The organism is Corynebacterium suranareeae (assembly GCF_002355155.1).
GTDB classification, from domain to species: Bacteria; Actinomycetota; Actinomycetes; order Mycobacteriales; family Mycobacteriaceae; genus Corynebacterium; species Corynebacterium suranareeae.
The window spans coordinates 3,335,323-3,360,970 of the sequence record NZ_AP017369.1; the positions used below are offsets into that span (position 1 = coordinate 3,335,323).

At 53.5% G+C, this 25,648-nt stretch carries 22 protein-coding genes; 16 read left to right on the plus strand and 6 right to left on the minus strand.

The window, feature by feature from the left end; all coding sequences use genetic code 11:
* Positions 1-93 precede the first annotated feature (93 nt).
* The 4 genes from N24_RS15260 to N24_RS15275 are packed head-to-tail and all read left to right on the plus strand — an operon-like array spanning position 94 to position 4,672.
* The gene (locus tag N24_RS15260; RefSeq protein ID WP_096459054.1) at positions 94-810 is read left to right on the plus strand and encodes a FadR/GntR family transcriptional regulator; all 717 of its coding nucleotides are present in this window, start codon (positions 94-96) and stop codon (positions 808-810) included.
* Entirely contained in the window at positions 807-1,760 is a 954-nt protein-coding gene (locus N24_RS15265) for an asparaginase (protein WP_096459057.1), read from the plus strand. Before N24_RS15260 ends, N24_RS15265 begins: the two co-directional genes overlap by 4 nt.
* Positions 1,761-1,770: 10 nt before the next feature.
* Complete coding sequence (locus tag N24_RS15270) at positions 1,771-3,180, plus strand: aspartate ammonia-lyase (RefSeq protein WP_096459060.1); 1,410 nt, start codon at positions 1,771-1,773, stop codon at positions 3,178-3,180.
* Positions 3,181-3,193: 13 nt separating this feature from the next.
* Complete coding sequence (locus tag N24_RS15275) at positions 3,194-4,672, plus strand: amino acid permease (protein ID WP_096459064.1); 1,479 nt, start codon at positions 3,194-3,196, stop codon at positions 4,670-4,672.
* A 499-nt stretch (positions 4,673-5,171) separates the two neighbouring features.
* On the opposite strand, the gene N24_RS15280 is transcribed toward N24_RS15275, so the two are convergent.
* Positions 5,172-7,031: a pyruvate kinase gene (locus N24_RS15280; protein WP_096459067.1), complete on the minus strand. Its 1,860-nt coding sequence runs from the start codon at positions 7,029-7,031 to the stop codon at positions 5,172-5,174.
* Positions 7,032-7,147: 116 nt separating this feature from the next.
* Positions 7,148-8,092 (minus strand): L-lactate dehydrogenase, encoded by a 945-nt coding sequence (locus N24_RS15285; RefSeq protein ID WP_096459069.1) that lies wholly within the window; start codon positions 8,090-8,092, stop codon positions 7,148-7,150.
* Between the two features lie 240 nt (positions 8,093-8,332).
* Here N24_RS15285 and N24_RS15290 point away from each other — a divergent pair, with 240 nt between their 5' ends.
* From N24_RS15290 to N24_RS15330, 9 genes are all read left to right on the plus strand, one after another.
* Positions 8,333-10,129, plus strand: a complete 1,797-nt coding sequence (locus N24_RS15290) for an alpha/beta-hydrolase family protein (RefSeq protein WP_096459072.1) — start codon at positions 8,333-8,335, stop codon at positions 10,127-10,129.
* 253 nt (positions 10,130-10,382) lie between these two features.
* Complete coding sequence (locus tag N24_RS15295; protein ID WP_096459074.1) at positions 10,383-11,021, plus strand: HAD family hydrolase; 639 nt, start codon at positions 10,383-10,385, stop codon at positions 11,019-11,021.
* Between the two features lie 41 nt (positions 11,022-11,062).
* Positions 11,063-11,608: an NADPH-dependent FMN reductase gene (locus N24_RS15300; protein ID WP_096459077.1), complete on the plus strand. Its 546-nt coding sequence runs from the start codon at positions 11,063-11,065 to the stop codon at positions 11,606-11,608.
* 15 nt (positions 11,609-11,623) lie between these two features.
* A complete protein-coding gene (locus N24_RS15305) occupies positions 11,624-12,319 on the plus strand; it encodes a FadR/GntR family transcriptional regulator (RefSeq protein ID WP_096459080.1) in 696 nt (231 codons plus the stop codon).
* The gene (locus N24_RS15310; RefSeq protein ID WP_096459084.1) at positions 12,320-13,108 is read left to right on the plus strand and encodes a metallophosphoesterase family protein; all 789 of its coding nucleotides are present in this window, start codon (positions 12,320-12,322) and stop codon (positions 13,106-13,108) included.
* A 158-nt stretch (positions 13,109-13,266) separates the two neighbouring features.
* Positions 13,267-14,568, plus strand: coding sequence for an MFS transporter (locus N24_RS15315; RefSeq protein WP_096460326.1), 1,302 nt, complete (start codon positions 13,267-13,269; stop codon positions 14,566-14,568).
* A 34-nt stretch (positions 14,569-14,602) separates the two neighbouring features.
* Positions 14,603-15,865: a quinone-dependent L-lactate dehydrogenase gene (gene lldD, locus N24_RS15320; protein ID WP_096459087.1), complete on the plus strand. Its 1,263-nt coding sequence runs from the start codon at positions 14,603-14,605 to the stop codon at positions 15,863-15,865.
* 216 nt (positions 15,866-16,081) lie between these two features.
* On the plus strand, positions 16,082-16,381 hold the full coding sequence (locus N24_RS15325) for a type II toxin-antitoxin system RelE/ParE family toxin (RefSeq protein WP_231911042.1): 300 nt from the start codon (positions 16,082-16,084) through the stop codon (positions 16,379-16,381).
* A 14-nt stretch (positions 16,382-16,395) separates the two neighbouring features.
* Positions 16,396-17,496 carry a HigA family addiction module antitoxin gene (locus N24_RS15330; protein ID WP_096459092.1) on the plus strand — a complete coding sequence of 367 codons (1,101 nt, stop codon included), beginning with the start codon at positions 16,396-16,398 and terminating at the stop codon, positions 17,494-17,496.
* A gap of 26 nt (positions 17,497-17,522) precedes the next feature.
* Here N24_RS15330 and N24_RS15335 read toward each other — a convergent pair whose 3' ends face one another.
* From N24_RS15335 to msrA, 3 genes are read right to left on the minus strand one after another with little or no spacing between them, the layout of a single operon-like run.
* Positions 17,523-18,071 (minus strand): LURP-one-related/scramblase family protein, encoded by a 549-nt coding sequence (locus N24_RS15335; RefSeq protein WP_096459095.1) that lies wholly within the window; start codon positions 18,069-18,071, stop codon positions 17,523-17,525.
* 9 nt (positions 18,072-18,080) lie between these two features.
* Positions 18,081-19,304, minus strand: a complete 1,224-nt coding sequence (locus N24_RS15340) for an amidohydrolase (RefSeq protein ID WP_096459098.1) — start codon at positions 19,302-19,304, stop codon at positions 18,081-18,083.
* A 51-nt stretch (positions 19,305-19,355) separates the two neighbouring features.
* Positions 19,356-20,009 (minus strand): peptide-methionine (S)-S-oxide reductase MsrA, encoded by a 654-nt coding sequence (gene msrA, locus N24_RS15345; protein ID WP_096459101.1) that lies wholly within the window; start codon positions 20,007-20,009, stop codon positions 19,356-19,358.
* A 233-nt stretch (positions 20,010-20,242) separates the two neighbouring features.
* Between msrA and N24_RS15350 the strand changes: the two genes are divergently transcribed.
* Positions 20,243-20,845: a superoxide dismutase gene (locus N24_RS15350; protein ID WP_096459104.1), complete on the plus strand. Its 603-nt coding sequence runs from the start codon at positions 20,243-20,245 to the stop codon at positions 20,843-20,845.
* Between the two features lie 752 nt (positions 20,846-21,597).
* On the opposite strand, the gene N24_RS15355 is transcribed toward N24_RS15350, so the two are convergent.
* The gene (locus tag N24_RS15355) at positions 21,598-22,518 is read right to left on the minus strand and encodes a LysR family transcriptional regulator (protein WP_096459107.1); all 921 of its coding nucleotides are present in this window, start codon (positions 22,516-22,518) and stop codon (positions 21,598-21,600) included.
* A 74-nt stretch (positions 22,519-22,592) separates the two neighbouring features.
* Here N24_RS15355 and N24_RS15360 point away from each other — a divergent pair, with 74 nt between their 5' ends.
* Together N24_RS15360 and N24_RS15365 are read left to right on the plus strand one after the other, a co-directional pair.
* Positions 22,593-23,825, plus strand: a complete 1,233-nt coding sequence (locus tag N24_RS15360) for an MFS transporter (protein ID WP_096459110.1) — start codon at positions 22,593-22,595, stop codon at positions 23,823-23,825.
* Positions 23,826-23,939: 114 nt separating this feature from the next.
* On the plus strand, positions 23,940-25,487 hold the full coding sequence (locus tag N24_RS15365) for a cupredoxin domain-containing protein (RefSeq protein ID WP_096460329.1): 1,548 nt from the start codon (positions 23,940-23,942) through the stop codon (positions 25,485-25,487).
* Positions 25,488-25,648 lie beyond the last annotated feature (161 nt).

Here is a 25,648-nt window from a genome sequence, read left to right on the forward strand (position 1 = left end):
TCCTGCAAGCGGCAAACACTTTTTTATCCGCTTCTACCTGCGTAAAGAGAAGCATCTTACACAAACCCCTTGACGTAAGGTGCATCACACTGCATGATGTTCACCATGAACCTGTCTGACAGCTGGACACCCCGACAGCCGGTGCTCTCTCGCACCAGTGCTGCGGAGGAAGTCTTCAATGCAATTCGTCAAGGAATCGAATCTGGGGAGATCCCACTTGGTTCCAAACTCAGCTCTGAAGCAGCGTTGGCTGCATCGTTTGGGGTGAGTCGCTCGGTGATTCGGGAAGCGCTTCGATCTTCAGCAACCTTGGGACTAACCAAGACTGAAACGGGTCGTGGAACTTTTGTTATTTCGGCGTCTCCTACCAATGATCTTGTGTTGGGTAATTTTTCATCCACGGATCTTTATGAGGCCCGCCCTCACATTGAGGTTCCTGCTGCTGGCCTTGCTGCCACCAGGCGGTCGAAGGATGATTTGCAGCAGCTTTTTAACATCATCGAGCAGATGGAAGCCGAAGATGATCATGTGGCTTGGGTGGAATTAGATACTGAGTTTCATGCAGCTATCGCTAATGCCAGTGGCAACTCGGTGTTCGCCAAGATTGTCGGCGATATCCGTGAGTCGTTGGCCAGGCAGTCTGAGACCGTGAACGTGGTGTCCGGTCGCAGGGAACCCTCCAATGAGGAGCACCGCGCGATCGTTGAAGCCATTGCAGCGCAAGATAAACAAGCTGCTGAAACTGCCATGGCATTCCATCTTTCTGCAGTTCAGGTGGCTGTGGATGACATCGTGAGGAAGCAATCATGATCCCAGCGCACGCCCCACTGGTGGGCCAAAGCCGTGGCGATTACATCGAATCCATTCACTACGGATCAGCTGTGTTGCTTGATGTGGATGGACATATCGAAACCTCCATCGGTGATACGGAAGCACTATTTTATCCCCGTTCTGCACTCAAACCGTTGTTTGCAGTCGGCATGGTTCGTGCAGGTCTCAAGCTCAACCAAGCACAGCTGACCTTGGCAAGTGCCAGCCACTCTGGATCCTTGGAACACCAAAAAGTAGTGCTTAGCACCTTGCATGATGCAGGGCTTGCGGAATCTGATTTGGGCAACTCTGTTGATCTTCCTTATGGAAAAGCAGAACGCGATGCTCACCTTGCAGCAGGTGGACGCCCTACCCGGCTGGCCCAAAACTGTTCCGGAAAACATGCAGCACTGTTGGCGCTGTGTGCTCTGAAAGGGTGGGATACCGAAACTTATCTTGATCCTGAGCACCCGGTTTCTGCTTTGCTTCGGGAGACTGTTGAGGAGCTGTGTGGAACGAGGGTGGCGTCGATAAGCATCGATGGCTGCGGAACCCCCGTCTATCCCCTAACGCTTGAAGCTTTGGCCCGGGGCTATGCGCGGCTGGCGAAAGCGCAGCCTGGAAGCGCTGAATACCAGGTCAAGGTGGCAATCATGAATCATCCTGAGCTGCTCGCCGGCGTTGGCCGCGATGTCAGCGCGCTGATGAGGGCGCTGCCCGGCGCGGTGGCCAAGGACGGATTTGAAGGAATCCAGGCAGTCGCGCTTCCCGACGGGCGCGCACTCGCCGTGAAAATTTCTGATGGTGGCGACCGCGCCCGCATGCCCATTACCGCAACGCTACTTACCCACGCTTTGGAAGAAGCGCCGGATGACCTGCGTGCTTTAACCCACCTGAATGTTACAGCGGGACCGGCGGAGGAACTCGTCGGCAAGCTATTTGCTCTTTAAGGAAAAACAAATGACCACTACTTTTTCAACCACCCGCACCGAACACGACCTGATTGGCGACGCCGAAGTACCAGCTCACGTGTACTGGGGCGTGCATACGATGCGCGCTGCCGAGAATTTTCAGATCACCGACCAAAAGCTTGCCGATAATCCTTTCCTCATCGCAGCTCTAGCCCGCGTCAAACAGGCCGCTGCCCGCGCTAACCTGCAACTTGGCCTGCTTGATCAGACTCGCGCTGAAGCAATTGACCAGGCCTGTGACCGCGTTGCTGCCGGTGAATTCAATGAACAATTCATCCTCGACCCCATTCAGGGCGGCGCTGGAACAAGCACCAACATGAATGCCAATGAGGTCATTGCCAATGTGGCACTCGAGATCCTTGGGCATGAAAAGGGCGACTACCAGTACCTTCACCCCAATGATCACGTGAATCTTTCACAATCCACCAACGACGCATACCCCACGGCGGTCAAGATCGCGACCTGTTTTGCCGCCCGCCCGCTGCTCGACGCACTGACCGAGCTTGAGCAAGCATGCCGCAGCAAAGCCGTGGAATTTCGGACCGTAGTGAAAATGGGACGCACCCAACTGCAAGACGCCGTGCCAATGACCGTGGGCCAAGAATTCGGCGGATGGGCTGTCACGCTGCGCGAAGACCACGATCGCCTCGAGGAATCCCTCAAACTCGTCACCGAAATCAACCTCGGCGCAACCGCGATCGGCACCGGACTTAACGCGCCAGAAGGATACGCCGAAGCCGCGCGCCGGCACCTGGCAGAACTCACCAACCTGCCACTGACCACCAGCCCGCACCTCGTGGAAGCAACCAGCGACGTCGGATCCTTCGTTCACCTATCCGGCGTACTCAAGCGCGTGGCCGTGAAACTCTCCAAAATCTGCAGCGACCTGCGCCTACTTTCCTCCGGGCCACGCGCAGGCCTCAACGACATCCAACTCCCCGCCGTGCAATCCGGATCCTCCATCATGCCGGGCAAAGTCAACCCCGTCATCCCCGAAGTAGTCAACCAAATCGCCTACCAAGTAGTCGGCTTTGATGCCACCGTCACCATGGCCGCAGAAGGCGGCCAACTCCAACTCAACGCATTCGAGCCCGTCATCATGCACTCCATCGGACAGTCCATGAAACACCTGGCCAACGGCTGCACCACGCTAGCCCGCAAGTGCATTGCGGGCATCACGGTCGACGAAGATGCTTTACGACGCCAAGTTGAACAATCAATCGGCCTCGTCACCGCCCTCAACCCAGTTCTTGGCTACACCCAATCCACCATGATCGCCATGGAAGCCCTCCACACCGGACGCGGCGTTGCCGAACTCGTCCTCGAACGCGGTCTCCTTACCAAAGCTGAACTCTCCGAACTTCTCCGCCCCGAACGACTCGCCAACCTCGCCTCCTAGAAACGAGAACACCATGTCAACTACTCAAGCACACGGGACTGTGGCTTCTGCTGCTGATTCTGCTTTTGATTCCGCTTTAACCGCAGGTGACAACGACTACCACAAGGGACTCAGCACCCGCCAAGTCAACATGATCGCCATCGGTGGCGCCATCGGCACCGGACTGTTCATGGGAGCAGGTGGACGACTCGCCCAAGCTGGCCCCGGCATTGTCATCAGCTACGCCATCTGTGGAGTCCTCGCATTCCTCATCCTCCGCGCACTCGGCGAACTAGTAATGTATCGCCCCAGCTCAGGATCTTTCGTGTCCTATGCTCGTGAGTTCTACGGCGAAAAAGCAGCCTTTGCCACCGGTTGGCTGTACTGGCTGAACTGGTCCATGACAGCAATCGTCGACATCACCGCCGCAGCCCTCTACATGAACTTCTTCGGCCGCTACGTTCCATGGATCTCTGCAGTTCCACAATGGGCCTGGGCTTTGGCAGCACTACTGTTGGTCCTTGGCATGAACCTCATCTCCGTGAAAGTCTTCGGTGAACTAGAGTTCTGGTTCGCACTGATCAAAGTCCTAGCACTCACTGCATTCCTCGTTGTTGGCTGCTACTTTGTCATCTTCGGAACCCCCATCGAAGGCCATGACACCGGCTGGTCACTTATCAGCAGCAGCGGTGGCATCCTACCGTCTGGAATCCTGCCAGTATTAGTCCTCATGCAAGGCGTTGTCTTCGCATACGCATCCATCGAACTCCTCGGCACCGCAGCCGGCGAAGTGGAAAACCCCGAAAAGGTCATGCCAAAGGCAATCAACACAGTGATCTTCCGCATCGCAGTCTTCTACGTCGGATCCCTAGTGCTGCTCTCCATGCTGCTGCCATACACCGCATACAAAGCAGGTGAAAGCCCCTTCGTGACATTCTTCAGCGCCATCGGAATCCCCGGCATGGACGTAGTCATGAACCTAGTGGTCCTCACCGCCGCGATGTCCTCACTGAATGCCGGACTCTACTCCACCGGACGAATCCTCCGCTCCATGTCACTAAACGGATCCGCACCCAAATTCGCCGGACGAATCAGCGCCAACGGAGTCCCCTACGGCGGAATCATCATCACCACCGTCATCGCAGCAGTCGGAGTATTCCTCAACGCACTTGTCCCAGCGCAAGCCTTTGAAATCGTGCTCAACTTCGCAGCAATCGGCATCATCGCATCCTGGGGCATGATCATGCTCTGCCACATCGCACTCGTGAAAAAGGCAGAACGCGGCGAACTGAAACGACCAAACTACCGCATGCCCTTTGCCCCATACTCCAGCTGGATTGTCCTCATCGCGCTCGTTCTCATCGTCGTGCTGATGGCTTTTGATAATCCAGTGGGCACCTGGACAGTCGCCGGACTTCTTGTCATCATCCCGCTGCTGATTGCCGGTTGGTACGCCTGCCGAGGACGCATCAACGCGATCGCAGCAGAAAGAGCGGCTGCTGTTTCTGAGTAATTAGCGCGGTGCACCAAACCAGCGGGCCCAGGATTCTGATTTTCGGAATCCTGGGTCTCCTGGGTTTCCTGGTTTGTCCCCACCAAACATACGTGCCAAAGTTTCGGGTTTTCGAGGATTCTTGTCATGTATGTTTGGTCGGATCTGCGTTGGGAGATTTTTGGAGCCCTATCCCAAAAATCTTAAGGCTCCAGAATCGCTTCTAAAGGCCTTTAACTGCTCGGTCCATACCAAAGTTCATTGCAGGTTTTCGACGCCTTAGAAGGGCCCTAAATGAGTTGGCCGCTAAAGGGCGATTTCTTAAGTTCGATACCGCATTACCGATACCGCAAGCTCAATTTCTTAACACCGATTTCAGTCGGATTTCCACCCCAATCCGACTGGTATCGAAGGTGCGAAATTGAGGATAAGAAATTGGAAACGCGGAATCGAAAGGGTGAAATCGCAGGTGAGGTCTCGAAGTTAACGCCGGCAAAGCAGCGCTACCTCAAATCGCGGGTTATTCCTCCCAGCTTTTCACCTTGCGCAGCAGCAGCCTGCTCTTTCGTTGGGATGCACCAAGTTTGCGACTCATCTTGTTGAGAACCTTGATGGCATCGTTGATGTGTGGGCCCTTGTTGAGCATGACGCATTCAGCACGAAGAGCCATGGCGGCGTCGGTGATTTCTGCGCGGGATGGGAGTCCGTTTTTGGCCATGTTTTCTAGAACTTGGGTGGCCAGAATGGTGGGGACGTGGGCGGCTTCGGCAAGAGCCATGATCAGTTGGGGGACTTCCGCCATGCGGTCAAAGCCGAGTTCAACGGCGAGGTCTCCGCGGGCGATCATGATGCCGAAGTTTTCGTGTCGCATGCCGGTGAGCAGGATGTGGGCGAGGCCTTCGTAGCCTGGGATGGTTTCGATTTTCAGTACGAGACCGAGGCGTTCTACTGCTGCTGGGTCGTCGATGTCTTCAAGTGCTTGGAGGAGGTATTCGACATCTGCGACGTCGCGGATAAAGGAAACCGCGACGATGTCGGCGTATTTGACCACAAAGCGCAGGTGTTGGAGGTCCTCTCCGGTAAGGCTTGGGAGGGGAAGTTCGGAGTCGGGCAGGTTGATACCTTTGTAGGCTGCCAGGTTTACGCCTTGTGGCCTAGCGCGTGTGATTTCTAGTTCCACGTCGTTGAAGCCGTCGGGCGTGGAGGCCTTGTCGATGCAGACTGCGGCGATGGCTCCGTCGTCGAAAAGCACTCTGTGCCCGACCTTAATTGCGCCGACTGCCTGCGGAAGTGTGCAGCTCAGGCGTGGGGTGCGGCCGGATCCGAGGGAGGGATCGTAGATTTGGTCTTCATCGGTGAGGATGAGGCGGTCGCCGACTTTGAGGTTGATGCGTTGGACTACGGCGGGGATTCCGTAGACGCGGGAGCGGTCATAATCGTGTTCTAAGAGAGTGCCGTTGGAGACGTAGGCTTTTTGTTGGCCTTCGGCGAGAACTGCGCCGTCGAAAGTTCGGGTGACGGTGAAAGACCTGCGGGACCCCCTAGAATCAGGGACGTTGATGACGCTGCCGACGCTTAATTTGCTGAACCATTCTGGGGTTACTTCGATGGGGAGTGCGGGGCGGCCAGGCAGGTTGGTGGGTACGGGGACGGGATCATAGCCGTGCGGGGTTATCCACAATTTTGCGGGAGTGAGCACTTTGCCGGTTTCGTTGCGGGTGACTCGTGCACGTCCAACTTCTGGACCGGGAGCTATTTCGCCAGTACGAACCTTCGGGCCAGCAAGGTCCATGCTCACGCGGATTTCGCGGCCGACTTCTTCTGCAACCGCGTGGACGTTGTCGATCATCTGCTTCCAGACGGTTTCATCATCATGGGCACAGTTGATGCGGGCGAGATCCATACCGCTTTTGGCGAATCCGCGAACCAATTCAATGTCGGTGGCAGCCTCCGTGGGGAGGGTAACCATGATGCACGATGGCGTGTCAGGCAAAGGTTCGCCGAGGAGGATTTCCGCGTGCTCGTCTAGGATTTCATCGGCATCCTCATAGGCATCAACCACATCAGATGGTGGATAAAGGGGGCCTTCACCAGCGAAAGCTCCAATAACATTGCGGGCAGCTTTCAGTCGGGCTTGGACGGCAGGTTCCGTGGCGGTTAAGCGGGTAGCGCCTACTGAAGCGAGGCGTTGCTGCAGTCCGCGGAGATCCTTGGTGCGCAGATGGGCATAGTGCATGAGGTTGCGGGCGCCCACATAGTGAGTCGGTGCGACTTTCCCGATGGCTTCGCTGTGAGTTTGTGTCACCTCATCAAGTTCTAGGATCAAACCATCAAGTTCAGTTTTGATCTCTTGGAGAATGTCCTGGTCAAACTCGTTCATCTGCGCTCCTTAGCTACAAACACTCAGTAGCTTCATTGTGCCCCCAAATTAAAAAGTTGGCAGTGCAAGTACTCAAATTGAAAGTTACTTGCGCTGCCAACTTTTCTGACCTTGTTTTAGAAGAACTGTTTCTGGATTTCACGCAAAGTGTTGGCGGAATGTTGGAAGCGTTCCATTTCGTGGTCAGTGATTTCTAGCTCTACCACTCGGCGGATACCACGACGGTTAATAATGGCGGGGGTGCCAATGTAGATGTCTTCTTCGCCGTATTCACCGTTCAACAGTGCGGAGACTGGGAGGGCAACGTCTTGGTTTTGCAGGACCGCGCGGGTGATTCGTGCAAGACCCATGCCGATGCCATAAGAGGTGGATCCTTTGGCGTCGATGATGTGATAGGCGGCGTCGCGGGTGTCTTCGAAAATTTTCTCCAGACGTCCCTCAAGGGTTGGGTCCTTGTCCAGCATGCGGCTAAGCGATACACCCGCGATGGTTGCAGAAGATAAAACCGGAAGCTCAGTGTCGCCATGTTCACCGATGATGTAGGCGTGCACAGAGCTTGGTGCAACCTCATACAGTTCACCCAGCATGTAGCGGAAACGTGCAGAGTCCAGGACAGTTCCGGAGCCGATCACGCGGTGCCAGTCCAGACCGGAATGCTTCCACACGGTGTAGGTAAGAATGTCCACTGGGTTGGAGGCCACGAGGAAGATGCCGTCAAAGCCGCTGGCCATGACATCATCGACGATGGTTTTCATGATCTTGACGTTTTTGTCCACGAGCTGCAGGCGGGTTTCACCTGGCTTTTGAGCTGCGCCGGCACAGATGACCACCATTGCTGCATCTTCACAGTCCGCATAGGTGCCTCTGGTAACACGGGTGCGGGAATCAGCCCACACAACACCATGGTTTAAGTCCATGACGTTGCCTTCGAGTTTCTTTTCATCAATGTCAATGATTGCCAGGTGATCCGCGGTGCCCTGGTTGATCAGTGCGTATGCGTATGCAACTCCAACATCACCTGCACCAATGAGGACGACCTTGTTGCCGACGGTTTCTTTCATTTTCGATCCCACTTTCTGATTTCCCTTAACCGGACAACCCACAAAGCAGCTCAGAAAATCAGCAAGAGCTCGTGCCCGGATTCCTTTGTTACACCTTTAATTATGCCCGATTATGTCCGAAAATGTGGTCTGACCACGTTCTATTTTTGTTGAAAAAATCACATGGCTTACACATTGCCATTCAGGCCAAACCAACTTATGCACTGCAGAACTACCTATGCTCTGCCAAGATGACCAAGTATGGTTTTGCTCCCCAGACTAGCGTCTTGGCTCACCGCCTGCTTGCCAGTCTCAAAAACTCACTCAAAAACTCACTCGCTCAGCCAGAAGCCGATCCTAAAAACCACCGTTCACCTCGCATCCCTTAGCGCGCAGTTGATCACAGAACTAGTCCCGGGAATCCGAATGTCCCGGACTCAAAAGCGAATCCTGCCCGCTCACATGGGTGCAGGGTTCATCGGCGCGGAGGTCGCATCGTGGTGGGCATTATCACCGTCTCTATTACCTAAACCATGGTGGGTAACCGCTGCCAACCTGGCAGTTTTGCAAGCAGTGGGGCATGCGGTGGCAACAGGAATCCACACAGTCCTCCCCACAACCAGCCGGCAATTATCCAAAATTCACATCACGACCGGCACAATCACTGCAACCACCACGGCTGTGGGGTTAATCAGACACCGCACCCAAATCCGACTCATCGGCACGAAAGATATTGGACCAAAAGACACCATCGCGGGAATTGTCTTCGGCACTTTAGGCTATGGCGCACTCCTGATCGGTGGCGAACTCACGCAGCACAGTATTAATAAAGTCAAACGCCACATCGAAAAATTCCTACCGCCGTGGATCAGTTTCATCGCAGCGGTTGCAGCCATCACTATAACCACCTTGACCTTGGCCGATCGCGTGTTGTTGCGGCGTATTCTCCACAATTCCGCAATCCAGGCAGAACGTCTTAATCGCCTGGTTTTCCCCGGAACCGAGCAACCGTGGGAACCGGAACGTTCAGGCAGTCCGTGGTCGTATGAAAAGTGGGGTGCGGTGGGTTCGCAAGGTCGCGCAGTACTCTCGGGAGGCCCGCGTAAAGATGACATCATCACTGTCACCAGGCTTCCTGCCGCAAGCGTGCATGAACCGATCCGAATTTTCATCGGCAAAATCCCAGGGCGTTCAATCAGTGATCAAATAAAACTTGTCATTCAAGAAATCCACCGCACCGGAGCGCTACGCCGCGACCACATCGTGATCAACAATTCCACCGGCACCGGCTGGATCACCGATTGGTCCGCCCACACCTTCGAATTCCTCACCGGCGGAAATTGCGCAACACTTTCCATCCAATACTCCTACCTCCCCAGCGCGCTGAGCTGGTACAAGGACAACGACGCACCCATCAACGCGGCGAGATTGCTTATCGACGCCCTCCTCCACCAACTAAATCTCCTCCCAAAGGCAAGCCGCCCGAAACTTTTTCTAGCGGGAGAGTCACTGGGGGCGTATGGGTTGGTGGAGGTGTGGGGAGACGTCGAAAAGCTTCTTGAGGTCGCGGACGGCGTGCTTTTAAGTGGCACGCCGCGGTTTTCGGACTCGATGAATGCGTTTCGCGCGCGGCGTGATGCGGGCAGCTCCGAGCGCCTACCCGTGATTGATAGTGGGCGCCACATCCGTTTTGCTGGTAATCCCGACCATTTGAAAATGGCTTCTACCTGGGAATTTCCGCGTATGATCGTGGCCCAGCATGCCTCTGATCCAATTGTATGGTGGGATGCCGCGCTATTTTTTCGGGCGCCCGAATGGCTGAAAACTCCCAAGCAGGACCACCAAGATGTGTTTCCGCGCCTGCGTTGGGTTCCGTTTGTGACCGGCTGGCAGGTGGCGTTGGATTTGCTGACTTCGACTGCGGTGCCTGGCGGGCATGGGCATAACTATCACGAAGAATTTATCGACTACTGGGCAGCACTTTTGGACCGCGACGTCACCCCCGAGCTGCGCCATGCCATTTCATATTGGATCCGGGCGAATCACATTAAACGCTAGGCCCTCAGATGGGTTGAAATTCCTAGAATGAGTGTTTGTATCGGCGGCGTCCGTTTAGGCGCTTGAGAGCGATTCTAGAAGGGGCCATTTTTGAGGCCCGTGGGATTATTGTGAAACCAGTACGTTTGCTGATCAAATTTTCACCACATCCGTGAGGTCCGACCTCAAAATCGAGCGAATTTTTGCATTACTGCGACACCCGCACGTCGATTCAACTTACCCCCGGCAAAAATTAGGCCGCTAATCTAAACCCATGACGCATGCGATCCTTTTTGACCTCGACGGCACCCTCGTTGATCACGCCTCCGCCGCCAGCGCCGCACTTCACGCCTGGTCACCGACCGTCGGCGTGGAAACAGACGTCGAGCGCTGGATCGAATTAGACAAATGGGGCTTTGCCCGTTTCGAGCGCGGCGAAACCACACATTTAGGTCAGCGGCGCGACCGCATCAGGGCATACCTGAACAAACAGCTTGACGACGCCACCTGCGATGACATTTACTCCGGCTACCTTAAAGCATATGAACAAAACTGGACTGCCTTTCCTGATGCGAAGGGCGTACTCGATCGTGCGGTAGCCACCGGAAAACCTGTTGGAATTCTAACTAACGGCGCAGCCCCCATGCAGCAGGGCAAACTTGATCGCACCGGTCTTGGCCTGCCAGAACTTGTCATGCTGGCTGCGTCTACCTTGGATTCCGCGAAACCACGCCCTGAAATGTATGCCCGTGCCCTTGCCCATTTGGGTGCAACGTCTGCAACGATCATCGGTGATGACTGGGTCAATGATGTTGAAGCCCCTCGAGCGCTTGGCTGGGAAGCATTTTATCTAGATCGTTCCGAAACTGATCCGCGCGCTGATATCCACTCGCTCGATCAACTCTTTCACTAGGCTGGTTTTTGTTAGAAACATTCTTGAAAGGACGGTTGTTTATGAAAATCGGCGTCATTCTAGGAAGCATCCGCGAAGGTCGGTTCGGTGCAGGTGTTGCAGATTGGGTCATGGAACAAATCGCAGCGTACGATGCCCCCGATGCAGAGTTTGAACTCCTAGACCTTAAATCTTTCAATGTTCCGCTGTTGGAATCCGCCACTGTTCCAGGTGCCGCCAACAAACAATACGACGATCCGCAGGTCACCGCCTGGTCCAAGGCTATCGATGCCTGTGACGCTTTCATTTTCATCACCCCTGAGTACAACCATGGTGTGCCCGGCGCGTTTAAAAATGCCTTCGATGTCTTAGGCAATGAGTGGCAAAACAAAGTTGTTGCTTTCGTTTCCTATGGTGCAGCTGAAGGAGTTCGCGCTGTTGAGCAGTGGCGCCAAATTGTCGGAAACTTCAATATTTTTGATATCCGCAGCCAGGTGACGTTTTCCACCTTCACGGAAAACAAGGACGGCGCTTTTAGCCCCAATGAACGCCGCGCCGGTGAGTTAGAACGACTTCTTGATAGCCTCCTATCGGCTCTACGCAAATAAGGTTCTGAAATACTAATGAGTGTGAAAGCACATGAATCTGTCATGGATTGGGTCACCGAGGAGCTCCGCAGCGGGCGGCTAAAACTCGGCGACCATCTCCCCAGCGAACGTTCCCTGTCTGAAACCCTTGGTGTTTCCCGGAGTTCGCTGCGGGAGGCACTTCGTGTGCTTGAAGCGCTCGGCACGATTTCTACCGCCACTGGTTCCGGGCCACGTTCCGGCACGATTATCACCGCGGCCCCTGGCCAGGCTCTTTCCTTGTCTGTGACTTTGCAATTGATCACAGACCAGGTCGGCCATCACGATATTTACGAAACCCGCCAGCTCCTCGAGGGCTGGTCCGCGCTGCATTCCAACCCCGAGCGCGGCGACTGGGCTGCCGCTGAAGCTTTGCTGGAAAAGATGGACGACCCCAGCCTTCCGCTGGAAGATTTTTTGCTTTTCGACGCCGAATTCCACGTTGTTTTATCAAAAGGCGCAGAAAACCCGCTGATCACCACTTTGATGGAAGCCCTTCGACTCTCCGTGTCTGATCACACTGTTGCCCGCGCGCGTGCCCTTCCCAATTGGTCTGAAACGTCAGCGCGTTTACAAAAAGAACACCGCGCAATTTTGAAGGCACTGCGTGCTGGTGAATCTGTACACGCAGCCGAGTTGATTAAAAAACACATCGAAGGCTACTACGAAGAAACCGCTGCAGCGAAGGCCTAAATGTCCCGCACTTTGTGGGCGGTCAGTGATCTTCATGTAACTTTCGCCCAAAACCAAAAAACCGTTGATGCACTCCAGCCCCATAATCCAGGTGATTGGCTGATCGTTGCCGGAGATGTAGCCGAAAAAATCCCTGATGTGGTGCGGGTGTTGTCAGGGTTAGCTGCACGCTTTGACACTGTCATTTGGGTTCCCGGAAACCATGAGTTATTCAACCGGAAAACTGATCGCATCAACGGCAAAGCTCGATACCGCGCATTGGTTGGTCAGCTTCGAGCGCTAGGTGTCATCACCCCCGAAGATCCCTACCCCGTCTTTGGCGGAGTCACTATTTGCCCACTGTTCACGCTTTACGATTACTCTTTCCGCCCCCTTGGCTTCACCGCAAAACAGGCCGTGGCTCAAGCAAAAGTGAAACTCGACGACGAGCTAGCTATTGCCCCTTACGTTGATATCCCACAGTGGTGTGCCGAACGACTCTCCTACACAGAAGATCGACTCAAAGCCACCAAGGGGCCAAAAGTCCTGGTCAATCACTGGCCACTTGTTATCGAACCCACCCACCGCCTCTTTGAAAAAGACATCGCCTTATGGTGTGGCACCACCGCCACCAGAGACTGGGCAGTGCGCTTTAATGCAGTGATGGCGATCCATGGACACCTGCATATTCCTGCTGAAACTCGAGTAGATGGAATAAGCCATGTGGAGGTGTCTTTGGGGTACCCCTTTGAAAAGCATCCACCACATTTAAAGAGGCCATGGCCTTTTCCGGTCATGCAGATCAACTAATTTTGCCCGATTGTGGGGGTAATTAGGCTCACCTGTTTCCTGGACCCCATTGACATTCAAAGGTGACGTGTCTTACATTCATGTGGTCTGACCATGAGGTTGGGCCAATCGGTTACAGCCCGTTTACTCCCGCCGTCCGTTCCAGAGAAGAGGTCACCATGACAACTGCCGTAGATCAAAACTCACCACCGAAACAGCAATTAAACAGACGCGTCCTGCTGGGCAGCCTCAGTGGCAGCGTCATTGAGTGGTTTGATTTCCTCGTATACGGAACCGTCGCCGCACTGGTATTCAACAAGATGTACTTCCCCAGTGACAATGAGTTCCTTTCCACCATCTTGGCGTATGCGTCATTCTCCCTGACCTTCTTCTTCCGTCCCGTTGGTGGCGTCATTTTCGCTCACATCGGTGACCGGATTGGCCGCAAGAAAACCCTGTTCATCACCCTCATGCTCATGGGTGGTGGCACCGTTGCCATCGGTTTGCTTCCCGACTACAACTCAATCGGCATCTGGGCACCGATCCTGTTGATGTTCCTGCGCATCCTGCAGGGCATCGGCATCGGTGGCGAGTGGGGCGGCGCACTGCTTTTGGCTTATGAATACGCACCTAAGAACCAGCGTGGTCTCTACGGCGCAGTTCCTCAAATGGGCATTTCCCTCGGCATGCTTCTGGCTGCTGGTGTGATCTCCCTACTTACCCTCATGCCAGATGAGCAGTTCCTGACCTGGGGTTGGCGTGTCCCATTCGTAGGATCGATCATCCTCGTGTTCATTGGTCTGTTCATCCGAAATGGCCTTGATGAAACACCAGAATTCAAGCGCATCCGTGATTCCGGCCAGCAGGTAAAGATGCCTCTGAAGGAAGTGCTAACCAAGTACTGGCCAGCCGTACTTGTTTCCATCGGCGCGAAAGCTGCAGAAACCGGACCTTTCTACATCTTCGGCACCTACATCGTTGCGTATGCAACCAACTTCCTGAACATCCGCGACAACATGGTCCTCCTGGCTGTTGCGTGCGCAGCACTCGTTGCCACCATTTGGATGCCACTGTTTGGTTCCTTCTCCGACAAGGTCAACCGCGCAGCCCTCTACAGGATCTGTGCATCTGCAACCATCGTGTTGATTGTCCCTTACTACTTGATTCTCAACACCGGCGAAATTTGGGCACTGTTTATCACCACCGTGATCGGCTTCGGAATTCTCTGGGGCAGCGTGAATGCAATCCTCGGAACCGTCATCGCAGAAAACTTCGCACCTGAGGTCCGCTACACCGGCGCTACCCTGGGTTACCAAGTCGGAGCAGCACTCTTCGGCGGTACCGCCCCCATCATCGCCGCGTGGATGTTTGAAGTTTCCGGCGGACAGTGGTGGCCAATCGCCCTCTACGTTGCTGCATGCTGCCTCATCTCGGTCATCGCATCGTTCTTTATCCAACGCGTTGCCCACCAAGAGAACTAAGATCTATTTTTAAACCTTCCGAAAGGATCCACCCATGGTGAAACGTCAACTTCCAAACCCAGCCGAGCTCCTCGAGCTCATGAAGTTTAAAAAACCAGAGCTCAATGGCAAGAAGCGTCGCCTAGACTCCGCGCTCACCATCTACGACCTGCGCAAGATTGCTAAACGACGCACCCCAGCAGCTGCCTTCGACTACACCGATGGCGCAGCCGAAGCTGAACTATCAATTAAACGTGCACGTGAAGCTTTCGAAAACATCGAATTCCACCCAGACATCCTTAAACCCGCAGAGCATGTAGACACCACCACCCAAATCCTCGGTGGATCCTCCTCCATGCCGTTTGGTATCGCACCAACAGGCTTTACCCGCCTCATGCAAACCGAGGGTGAAATCGCAGGCGCTGGAGCCGCAGGCGCAGCAGGTATCCCATTCACCCTGTCCACACTGGGCACCACATCAATCGAAGACGTCAAAGCTGCCAACCCTAACGGCAGGAACTGGTTCCAGCTTTACGTCATGCGAGATCGCGAAATCTCCTACGGGCTCGTCGAACGTGCAGCTAAAGCAGGGTTTGACACCCTCATGTTCACGGTGGACACCCCCATTGCCGGCTACCGCATCCGCGACTCCCGCAACGGATTTTCCATCCCACCACAACTGACGCCATCCACCGTGCTCAACGCAATCCCACGGCCATGGTGGTGGATCGACTTCCTCACCACCCCAACCCTAGAATTCGCTTCACTGTCCTCCACCGGTGGCACCGTCGGAGATCTGCTTAACTCCGCCATGGACCCCACCATTTCCTACGAAGACCTCAAAGTCATCCGTGAATTGTGGCCGGGAAAGCTCGTGGTCAAGGGCGTGCAAAACGTAGCCGACTCCGTCAAGCTTATCGACGAAGGCGTCGACGGCCTCATCCTCTCCAACCACGGTGGACGCCAGCTCGACCGCGCACCAGTTCCATTCCACCTTCTGCCACAGGTACGCAAGGAAGTCGGCAACGACCCAACCATCATGATCGACACGGGCATCATGAACGGCGCCGACATCGTTGCCTCCGTAGCAATGGGAGCAGACTTCACCCTCATTGGTCGCGCATACCTCTACGGACTCATGGCCGGAGGTCGCGAAGGTGTCGATCGCACCATCGCCATCCTACGCAGCGAAATCAACCGCACCATGGCACTACTTGGTGTTTCCTCGCTTGAAGAACTCGAACCACGCCACGTCACCCAGCTGGCCAAAATGGTTCCAGTTTCTGAGGCCACCCGCACAGCAGCAGCTGAAATCTAATAATCCAGCGAGCTAATTAAAGGCACCCATCCGATTGGATGGGTGCCTTTTCCTAATAATTACTAAAACTTACCTCAGCAATCGATCTTCAAATTATATTAGAATGTTTTTCTTAGATGGACCATTTCACCTAAAGGGTGATAAGGTTAATCCAAGACATAAGGATGCGTCATCTCAAATGGACGCGACATTGGCAAACCGGACGAGGTGGACTTAGTGCGCGTCCTTTTCGAAAATGAGGAACTCCAACGAGCCGCAGAGGATCCCTCCTATAAACCAAAACGTTGGAGTTCCGACATTCTCAAGGCATATCGGAGGAAGATTCAATTCCTTCGTTCTGCAGCAGATGAACGAGACTTAAGAGCCTTGCGGTCACTAAATCTCGAGCAATTGAAAGGTGATCGTTTTGGAACATCTTCGATTCGGTTGAATAAGCAGTATCGCCTTATTCTCAAGTTTCTAACCGAAGAAGATGGCCGAGTGGTCGTTGTTATTGAATTGGTTGATTATCACTAAAGGAAGGTGAACTCATGAATACTCCAATTGCGGCGGAGCTGTTCCCTGTAGGGGAATTGCTTGCTGAGGAACTAGACGCACGCGGTTGGACCCAGTCCGACTTTGCGGAAGTGCTTGGTCGACCTGCGCAATTCGTCTCAGAAATCCTTTCTGGAAAGAAGGAAATCACACGTGAATCTGCATCACAAATCGGTGCAGCCTTAGGAACCTCCACAGAGCTTTGGCTGAACCTCCAGGATTCATATTTCCTCTGGAAGCAATCTCAAGATTTGAAAATGCAGGAGAATCTTGATGCAGTAAAAACTCGGGCACAGTTACAAGATCTTGCGCCAGTTTCGCTACTTGCAAAGAGAGGTTTCATCACTTCCACTGACCTAGAGGTTCAGAAGCGTCAAGTCCTTAGCTTATTTGGAAAATCCTCCTTCGACGATCCCTCTGCAATCGGTTTTGCTGCTCGTCGAAGCAACGGCGACGAAGACTTCACCGCCCTACAACACTCATGGGCTGCATGCGTTAAAGCGGTAGCCAAGGAGCTGGATGCTGCTGCATTCTCACGGGACTTACTACATGACTTAGCTAAGACTCTTTCTAAAAGAATGCGCGAACCTAAAGCGTTTGCTGAATTCCAGAGCTTGTTCGCTACGGTTGGCGTCAAGCTTGTGTACATCGAATCCTTCCCTGGTGGGAAACTCGATGGGTGTGCCATGATGGTCGATGGGCATCCTGTAATCGGACTTTCTGGGCGCGGAAAACGCCTTGATAAAGTACTCTTCACACTTCTCCATGAAGTAGCCCATATCCTCCTCGGTCATCTAAGGGACAACGGAGAGGTGATCCTTGATGACCTCTCCGCCGATCACGGAGGTAAAGAGGCTGAAGCTGATCGATTAGCAAGTAAACTTGCCATCCCAGAGCCGTTACCAGAGATTCCAGCGAGATTGAACTCAACGTGGATTGAACAACAGGCTAATGAATTGGACATTGCCCCTATCATCCTCATTGGTCGGCTCCAGAAAGAAGGCTTCCTTTCATGGAAAACAACTTTGGTGCGAAACGCTCCCACAGCCATCCAATACTTAGAGCACTGGAAAGCACCCCTTCCAGTCAACCCCTAGCTCATTCACAAGTGAACGAAGGTGGACTAGTTTTGTTCCTTTGCCCGAATAAGATCCAGCGCAATCATGGCGCCGATGATCACTTTCCGGATGTCTTCAGGAGCTTCCGCATCAAAGTTCACGGCATAGGTACTTCTGCCTAAAAATCCTTTGGCAGCGCCGGACCATTTTCGGGACACATGCGCTGGAATTCGGTCGCCCATGCGGAATTCAAAGTCGAACCCGAGGAAGTTTCCATGCATTTCAATAACGCTGCCACCTGGTAATTCAATGTCCATGCGCTTGTTAAAGAAGGTAAAACGCTTGCGCACATGGGCAATCGGGGTGCCATTCGCGTCATCGATTTCGTAGGTGTCGCGCACAAAGTTCATAGGGTCACGCACCTGCATCAGTGGTGTGCCAAAAGCGTCCTCCAGGGTGAATCGGCGATCGCCTTTGACCAGCCGTGAGCCTAAGGATCCTTCCGTTTTGATTCTGATGACTACGTCGCCTTCTGGGTTGTAGATTTCAAAATCATTGCTCAAAAAGGAGGTGATTTGTTGGACAATTAAGGTGTCGTTAAGGAATGGGTTCATGGAGCCAACCTACTTAATTAACCATGCTGAAGACGCGACCACCAGCGCTTCTACTCCACGGTCAAGGGTTGGTTGGATATCGGGGGCAAATGCGGGCGAGTGGTTACCCGGCGCGTTTTTCCAATCTGCAAATCCACCCAAACCCCAGTAGGAATAAGGAACACCGAATGCATCGGGGATGATCGAGAAGTCTTCAGAAGCTGGGACTTGAGCCAGATCGACTGAGTTGTCGCCGAAAAATTTATCAAACGCCGCCCGAACCCGCTCGGTCACAGATTCATCATTGTTTGTTAATGGGTACTGGTCGTAGTACTTAAACTCTGGTGGCTTCGGGCAGCGCGCGGCTTCGCATTCATGGCGCACAATCCGCTCGATGGCCTCATGCAAATGCTTCGAAACATCCTTAGAAAACGCACGCGTATTGAGCTGCAGCACCGCAGAATCAGGAATGATGTTGGATTTTGTGCCCGAATGGAAACTGCCCACCGTCAGCACAGCAGTCTCACTAGCTGCAATTTCCCGAGAAATCACCGACTGTAAACGCGTCACGATAGCCGAACCCAACACAATCGGATCCACTCCCAAATTCGGCATCGAACCATGCGAACCCTTGCCATGCAAGGTGATCTCAATCGACGCCGCCTCCGACATCACCGCCCCCTCACGCGTGCCCACCGCCCCACCAGGCAAGGAGCCCAGCACATGCTGGCCTAGATAGACATCCGGCGTAGGAAGCTTATCGACGATTCCCTCCTCCACCATCATCCTCGCACCAGCTGCCGTTTCTTCCGCTGGCTGGAAAACGGCCATCAACGTGCCACTCCACGCATCCTTATGGGAGTTAAACGCCTCAACCGCACCCAACAGTGAGGAAATATGCACATCATGACCACAAGAATGTGCAACGGGAGTTTCTTTACCTGTGTTTTTATCTACCTGGGTAACCCCAGTTGCGGCGTATTCTTTGCCGGATTCTTCAGCCATGGGAAGGGCATCAATATCACCGCGTAAAGCCACAACTGGACCTTCGCCGTTTTCGATAACCGCAACGACGCCAGTTTCCCCAATGCGGGTTATCGAATCCACCCCATAAGATTCCAGCTCCGCAACTATCCGCTCTGATGTCTTAAACTCCTGCAAAGACAACTCAGGATGCTGATGGAAATACTTATACAGTTCTTCGCGGTAATCGCGGGTGTGATCGAGGTCAGCTAAAAGAGCTTTGATTGTCATACGCCCAAGGGTAATAGGGGGTGGAGGGGTGCGTCGACAAGCAAAAATCTTTTAAGCGTCCACCCCACATGGAATCCCCGTGGAGTGGTGGGGGCAATACCCGTCGGGGTTTTTATCCAGGTACTGCTGGTGGTAGTCCTCCGCCAGGAAGTACTGATCCGGGCTGATCACGCCGATCTCCGTGGTGATCTCACCAAAACCGTGCTGCTTCAGCGTCTTTCCATAGGCATCAACCACGGCTTTTACCCGAGCAGCGTCCTCCTCGGTCTCGGTGTAAAAAGCAGAACGATACTGCGTACCTACATCATTACCCTGGCGGAAACCCTGAGTCGGATCGTGTGCTTCCAACCCACTAGCGACCAACTTCTCGAGGGAAATCTTCGAAGGATCATAAACAACCTCAACGATTTCCGTGTGCCCCGTGCGACCAGAACACACCTCACGATACGTCGGATTCGGAGTGAAACCGCCAGCATATCCGACAGACGTGCCCTCAACGCCGTCCATCTTCCAATACATTTGCTCCACACCCCAGAAACAACCAAGACCAATCCAAATCCGCTTCTGGCCATCCTTCCACGGACCCGTAATCGGAGTACCCAACACCGTATGAGGCGCAGGATTTTCTAGAACAGGATGTTTGCCACCTTTAAGCGCCTCATCAGGGGTAACCATCACCGGCTCAGGAGTGAAAAACCATGCCATAACAGGAAAGTTCCTTTCTAGAAATTGAGGAAGCCTTATGCCATTCCAACCAGTACAGATTCACCATTATTCCCTGGGGGTCTGATAAATAGGTGACTTGAAAAGATTCGTTGCAATATCAACAAATAGGCCTATCATTGGGATGTAGCGCACGGGCACTTTTGCAAAGCGCCATCTGACGGATTTCCAAAAGGTGTATATGCTCGGTGCAGAAACCTACGAAAGGATTATTCATGGCTGTATACGAACTTCCAGAACTCGACTACGCATACGACGCTCTCGAGCCACACATCGCAGCAGAAATCATGGAGCTCCACCACTCCAAGCACCACGCAACCTACGTTGCCGGCGCAAACGCTGCACTTGAGGCACTAGAAAAGGCACGCGAAGAGGGCACCAACCCAGACCAGATCCGTGCACTGTCCAAGAACCTTGCATTCAACCTCGGTGGACACACCAACCACTCCGTTTTCTGGAAGAACCTCTCCCCTAACGGTGGCGGCGAGCCAACCGGTGACCTAGCAGAGGCAATCAACCGCGACTTCGGTTCATTTGCTAAGTTCCAGGACCACTTCAACTCCGCAGCACTGGGTCTCCAGGGCTCCGGCTGGGCAGTTCTTGGCTACGACCACATCGCAGGTCGCCTCGTTATCGAGCAGCTCACCGACCAGCAGGGCAACATCTCCATCGACATCACCCCACTTTTGATGCTCGATATGTGGGAGCACGCTTTCTACCTGCAGTACAAGAACGTTAAGGCAGACTACGTCAAGGCTGTTTGGAACGTCTTCAACTGGGATGACGTAGCACAGCGCTACGCAGCAGCTTCCAAGTAAGCTTTTACTCCCTCAAGCAATAACCACCCTGGGTTTTTCTAGGGTGGTTTTTTGATGCGCTTTTTTAAGGTGTGGTTTTTGGGGTGCTGGTTAGGTGGTTAGGTGGTTAGCCCGTGAGGATTCACCATTTTTCGGCGGTGGACAGCGGAAAATGGTGAATTGACACACTTTCAGAGCCAAAAAGCGTGAGGATCCACCATTTTTTAGCAGCAGGTTGCAGAAAATGGTGAATTGACACACCAGGGCAAGAAGACATCACTGACTCATGGAGCAATATGCAAATCCCCACCACAACCGTGAGGATTTTGAAGGTTTGTGGTGGATCCTTGCATTTTCAAGGTCTGAAACTGCACGAATCCACCACAAGTTCGAAGTTTCGTCCCCGATGTGGTGAATCCTTGCCCTGGGGTCTTGCAGGCAGCTCCCAGAAAATACTCGCCGTATCTAGGGCAGGGTGACTAGATCCCGAGTTGCAAATTTTCGTTCCGAAATGGAGGGCGAGAAGCGGATTTTAATCGAAAATTTGCGCTAATCAGGCCGGAGAATGCAAGTATTCGTTCGGTTTTCAGAACTCGCCGCCGACAATGAACGAATACTTGATCAGCAACCATTCAGCTATCACTCAAGAATCACACCAGCCCCAAAAGTCCCAAAAACCACGCCCTCAGAATCGCTTCTAACAGCCTAACTCCTCTAAATTGGGACAACAGCTCACCCGGCAATTTCAGCCCCTTAAAACGGCCACCGCAGCTTTAGCTCCTTTCCAGCGCATATCTAGATCCAGCAACAAACTCTCGGAAATTGTCCACCGCAGGAGCAGGTCCCGCATTAAGTCGCCACACTAAACCCAACTCCCTATAAGCAGGTGGATTAAGTGGGCGTTGCACAATTCCAACTGTGGGTAGGTATGGATCATCCATCGGCACTACTCCAACGCCTAGACCTGCGCTAACAAGGCCAGCGACGGTGGTTAGTTCCATGGATTCGAAAACCACGTTGGGTACAAATCCGGCCTTTTCAGCCAAGGCGTCCATTAAAAGCCTCGTGCCAAATCCTGCGCGCATCGCCACAAAGGGTTCACCTGCCACTTCCGATAATGGGATTTCTCCGGAACCTGATGCCAGCCTGTGATCTGCCGGAACAGCCAGAGCAAGGCGTTGGCGCAAAAGTGGCGCCCACCCTAGAGAAGTTCCCACTTCCGCCGGTTTGGGACCAACTAATGCGAGGTCAGTTTCATCGGCTAACACTCGGTCGACCAAGAGCATTGCTGCTGCTTGGTGGAGTTGGAATTCCACATGGGGATGTTCAGTTCGGAACGTGCGGATTAGTTCTGGAACCATCCATGTGCCAAGGGAGTGCATGAAATCAAGGCGGATGGTTCCTTTTTCGGGATCCATGAGTCGTTTGATTTCAGTGGCGGCAGAGTCAAATTCCGCGACAATTGCACTAGCGTGGGCGAGAAATGCGCGACCTCGTTGATTGAGGACGAGTTTTCGGCCGGCGCGGTCAAAAAGTGGGGTGCCCGCGTGTTTTTCTACACGTCCGATCCTTCTGGACAGTGTGGGCTGGGGGATGCCTAAACGGTCAGCGGTTTCGGTGAGGTGGCCTGAGTTTGCGACTGATATGAAGCTGCGAACATCATCGATTCGCATTTCTCCGCCATCATTGTTCATGGTCACAGCCTACATGCATAGAATGAATCAAAAACAGCTATTTCTAACATTTTACTAATATTGCCTGTTGGCGCATGATGGTGCCCATGAGCCAAGCGATAGATACCAAGGTCACGGAATACCAGGGAATTGAGCGCGGAACACGGAATTACAAACGCGCTGTGTTCGCCATGTTGGCTGCCGGGTTGGCTGCGTTCAATGGTCTTTATTGCACTCAGGCTTTGTTGCCAACAATGACGGCAGAGTTAGGCATTACCCCTACTCAATCTGCACTGACCGTATCCGCTACTACCGGCATGCTCGCGGTGTGTATTGTTCCGGCGTCAATTCTTTCGGAGAAATTTGGCAGGGGCCGGGTTCTTATAACCTCGCTTTCTTTGGCCATTATTGTTGGTTTGATCTTGCCGTTGGTTCCTAATATCACTGCACTTATCCTGCTCAGAGGGCTGCAGGGAGTGCTGCTGGCTGGCACTCCGGCGGTGGCTATGACCTGGTTGTCTGAGGAGATCCATCCAAAAGATATTGGGCATGCGATGGGAATTTACATCGCTGGCAATACGGTCGGTGGATTAACTGGCCGCATGATCCCTGCAGGCCTGCTTGAGGTGACTCATTGGCAAAATGCATTGCTGGGCAGTTCTGTTGCCGCGTTGATTTTCGGCGCGATCATGGTGATGTTGCTTCCCAAGCAGCGGAAATTCCAACCGAAGAATATCAATGTGCGCCATGAGTTTTCAGCGATGACTGCGCATTGGCGTAATCCTCGTTTGGCGTTGCTGTTTCTGACGGCGTTTCTCGGGATGGGCACATTTGTGTCGTTGTATAACTACTTAGGCTTTCGCATGATGGATCAGTTTGGTTTAAGTGAAGTCCTGGTTGGCGCGGTGTTCATCATGTATTTGGCTGGTACGTGGAGTTCTACTCAGGCAGGTGCGTTGAGGGAGAAGATCGGCAATGGACCAACGGTTATTTTCCTAAGCCTGACGATGATCGCCTCAATGGCCATGATGGGCATTAACAATTTGTGGATCACGCTTGTTGCCCTTTTTGTGTTCACGGCAGCGTTTTTTGCTTTGCATTCCAGTGCGTCGGGGTGGATTGGGATTATTGCAACGCATGATCGTGCGGAAGCCTCCAGCATGTACTTATTTTGTTATTACGTTGGGTCCTCGGTGGTCGGTTGGGGTTCGGGATTTGTGTTCACCCATTTGCCGTGGATTGCGTTCATTGGCTGGCTAGTCCTGCTCCTGTGCGGAGTCTTAGGCATTTCCATCACCCTGGCCAAACTAGCCCACAAGGTGAATTAATACGAATTTGTCCGTGTTTAAATCGGCGTTATTGTTGTTGCTATGAGCAACGATTCCACCTGGAGCAGTCGCACCTGGCACAGAAAAGCAAGCAGACCAGTATCTATTTGGTTGATAGTTTTAGTTGTCGCCGGTTTAATCCATCCGCTGCTTCCGGAATATCGTTGGGTGCTTATTCACCTTTTCACCCTCGGCGCCATCACAAACTCCATTGTTGTGTGGTCGCAGCATTTCACGGAAAAGTTCCTGCACTTAAAACTCGATGATTCAAAACGCCCTGCGCAGTTGATGAAGATTCGGTTGCTGAATGTGGGAATCATCGTCACGATCATTGGCCAGATGGTGGATCAGTGGATTGTTACGAGTGTGGGCGCGACGTTCGTGGGGCTTGCGCTGGCCTGGCACGCGGGTAGTTTGGCCGCGCAATTTCGCAGCGCGAAGCATGGCCAGCCGTTTGCTTCTGCAGTTGTGGCGTATGTTGCCAGCGCGTGCTGTTTGCCGTTCGGCGCTTTTGCGGGTGCGCTTTTATCCAAGGAGCTGTCGGGAAATCTGCAGGAGCGCGTGCTGCTTACCCACTCGGTGATTAACTTTTTGGGTTTTGTGGGGTTCGCCGCGCTGGGTTCCTTGTCTGTGCTTTTCGCTGCGATTTGGCGCACCAAAATCCGCCGCAATTTCACTCCCTGGTCAGTAGGCATCATGGCGATCGCCTTGCCGATCATCGTCGCAGGCATCCTGCTCGACAACGGTTATGTCACCGCCGCAGGCCTGGCCGCCTACGCGGCAGCATGGTTGCTGTGCATGGCGGGGTGGGGGAAGGCGTCGATAAGCAATTTAAGCTTTTCGACGTCTACCTCCTCCACCGCACCCCTTTGGCTCGTGGGCACCTTGGCGTGGCTGGCGGTGCAGGCCGTGATTCATAATGGCGAGCTTTACCATGTGGAAGTTCCAACAATTGCGCTGGTCATCGGCTTTGGCGCGCAGCTTTTAATTGGTGTGATGAGCTATCTGCTGCCGTCAACGATGGGTGGCGGCGCGAGCGCGGTGCGAACCGGAACGCATATTTTGAACACTGCGGGGCTGTTTAGATGGACGCTGCTCAATGGCGGACTGGCGATTTGGCTGCTTACCGACAACTCCTGGCTCCGCGTAATTGTGTCACTGCTCAGCATCGGTGCGCTGGCAATTTTTGTCATTTTGCTTCCCAAAGCCGTGCGGGCGCAGCGCGGTGTCATTACCAAAACGCGTGAACCCATCACCCCGCCGGAGGGACCTCGCCTTAATCAAATCACCGCCGGAATTTCAGTGCTTGCGCTTATTTTGGCAGCCTTCGGTGGGCTCAACCCAGGTGTAGCGCCGGTTGCATCCACTAATTCCGATGTCTATCCCGTGACCATTACCGCAGGTGATATGGTATTTATCCCCGATGTCATCGAAGTTCCAGCCGGTAAATCCTTAGAAGTCACGATGATCAACGAAGACGACATGGTCCACGATCTGAAATTTGCCAACGGCGTGCAAACCGGCAGGGTCGCGCCAGGAGATGAAATCACCGTCACCGTCGGCGACATTTCCGAAGACATGGAAGGCTGGTGCACCATCGCAGGCCACCACGCACAAGGAATGGACCTAGAGGTAAAGGTGCCGGCTCCGACTCAGCCATGACCGTCCCAGGTGACCAAAACTTTCACAAAAGCTCCTCGGTTTGGTCACCAGTGCAAATTCTAAAGACTACAAACCAGCGTGGAAGACCAAAAACGGCTCGAGAAAATCCTGTCTTGGTCACCAGTGCCACTTGAGGTGAAGGTTTTTAACCAACGTTGTTT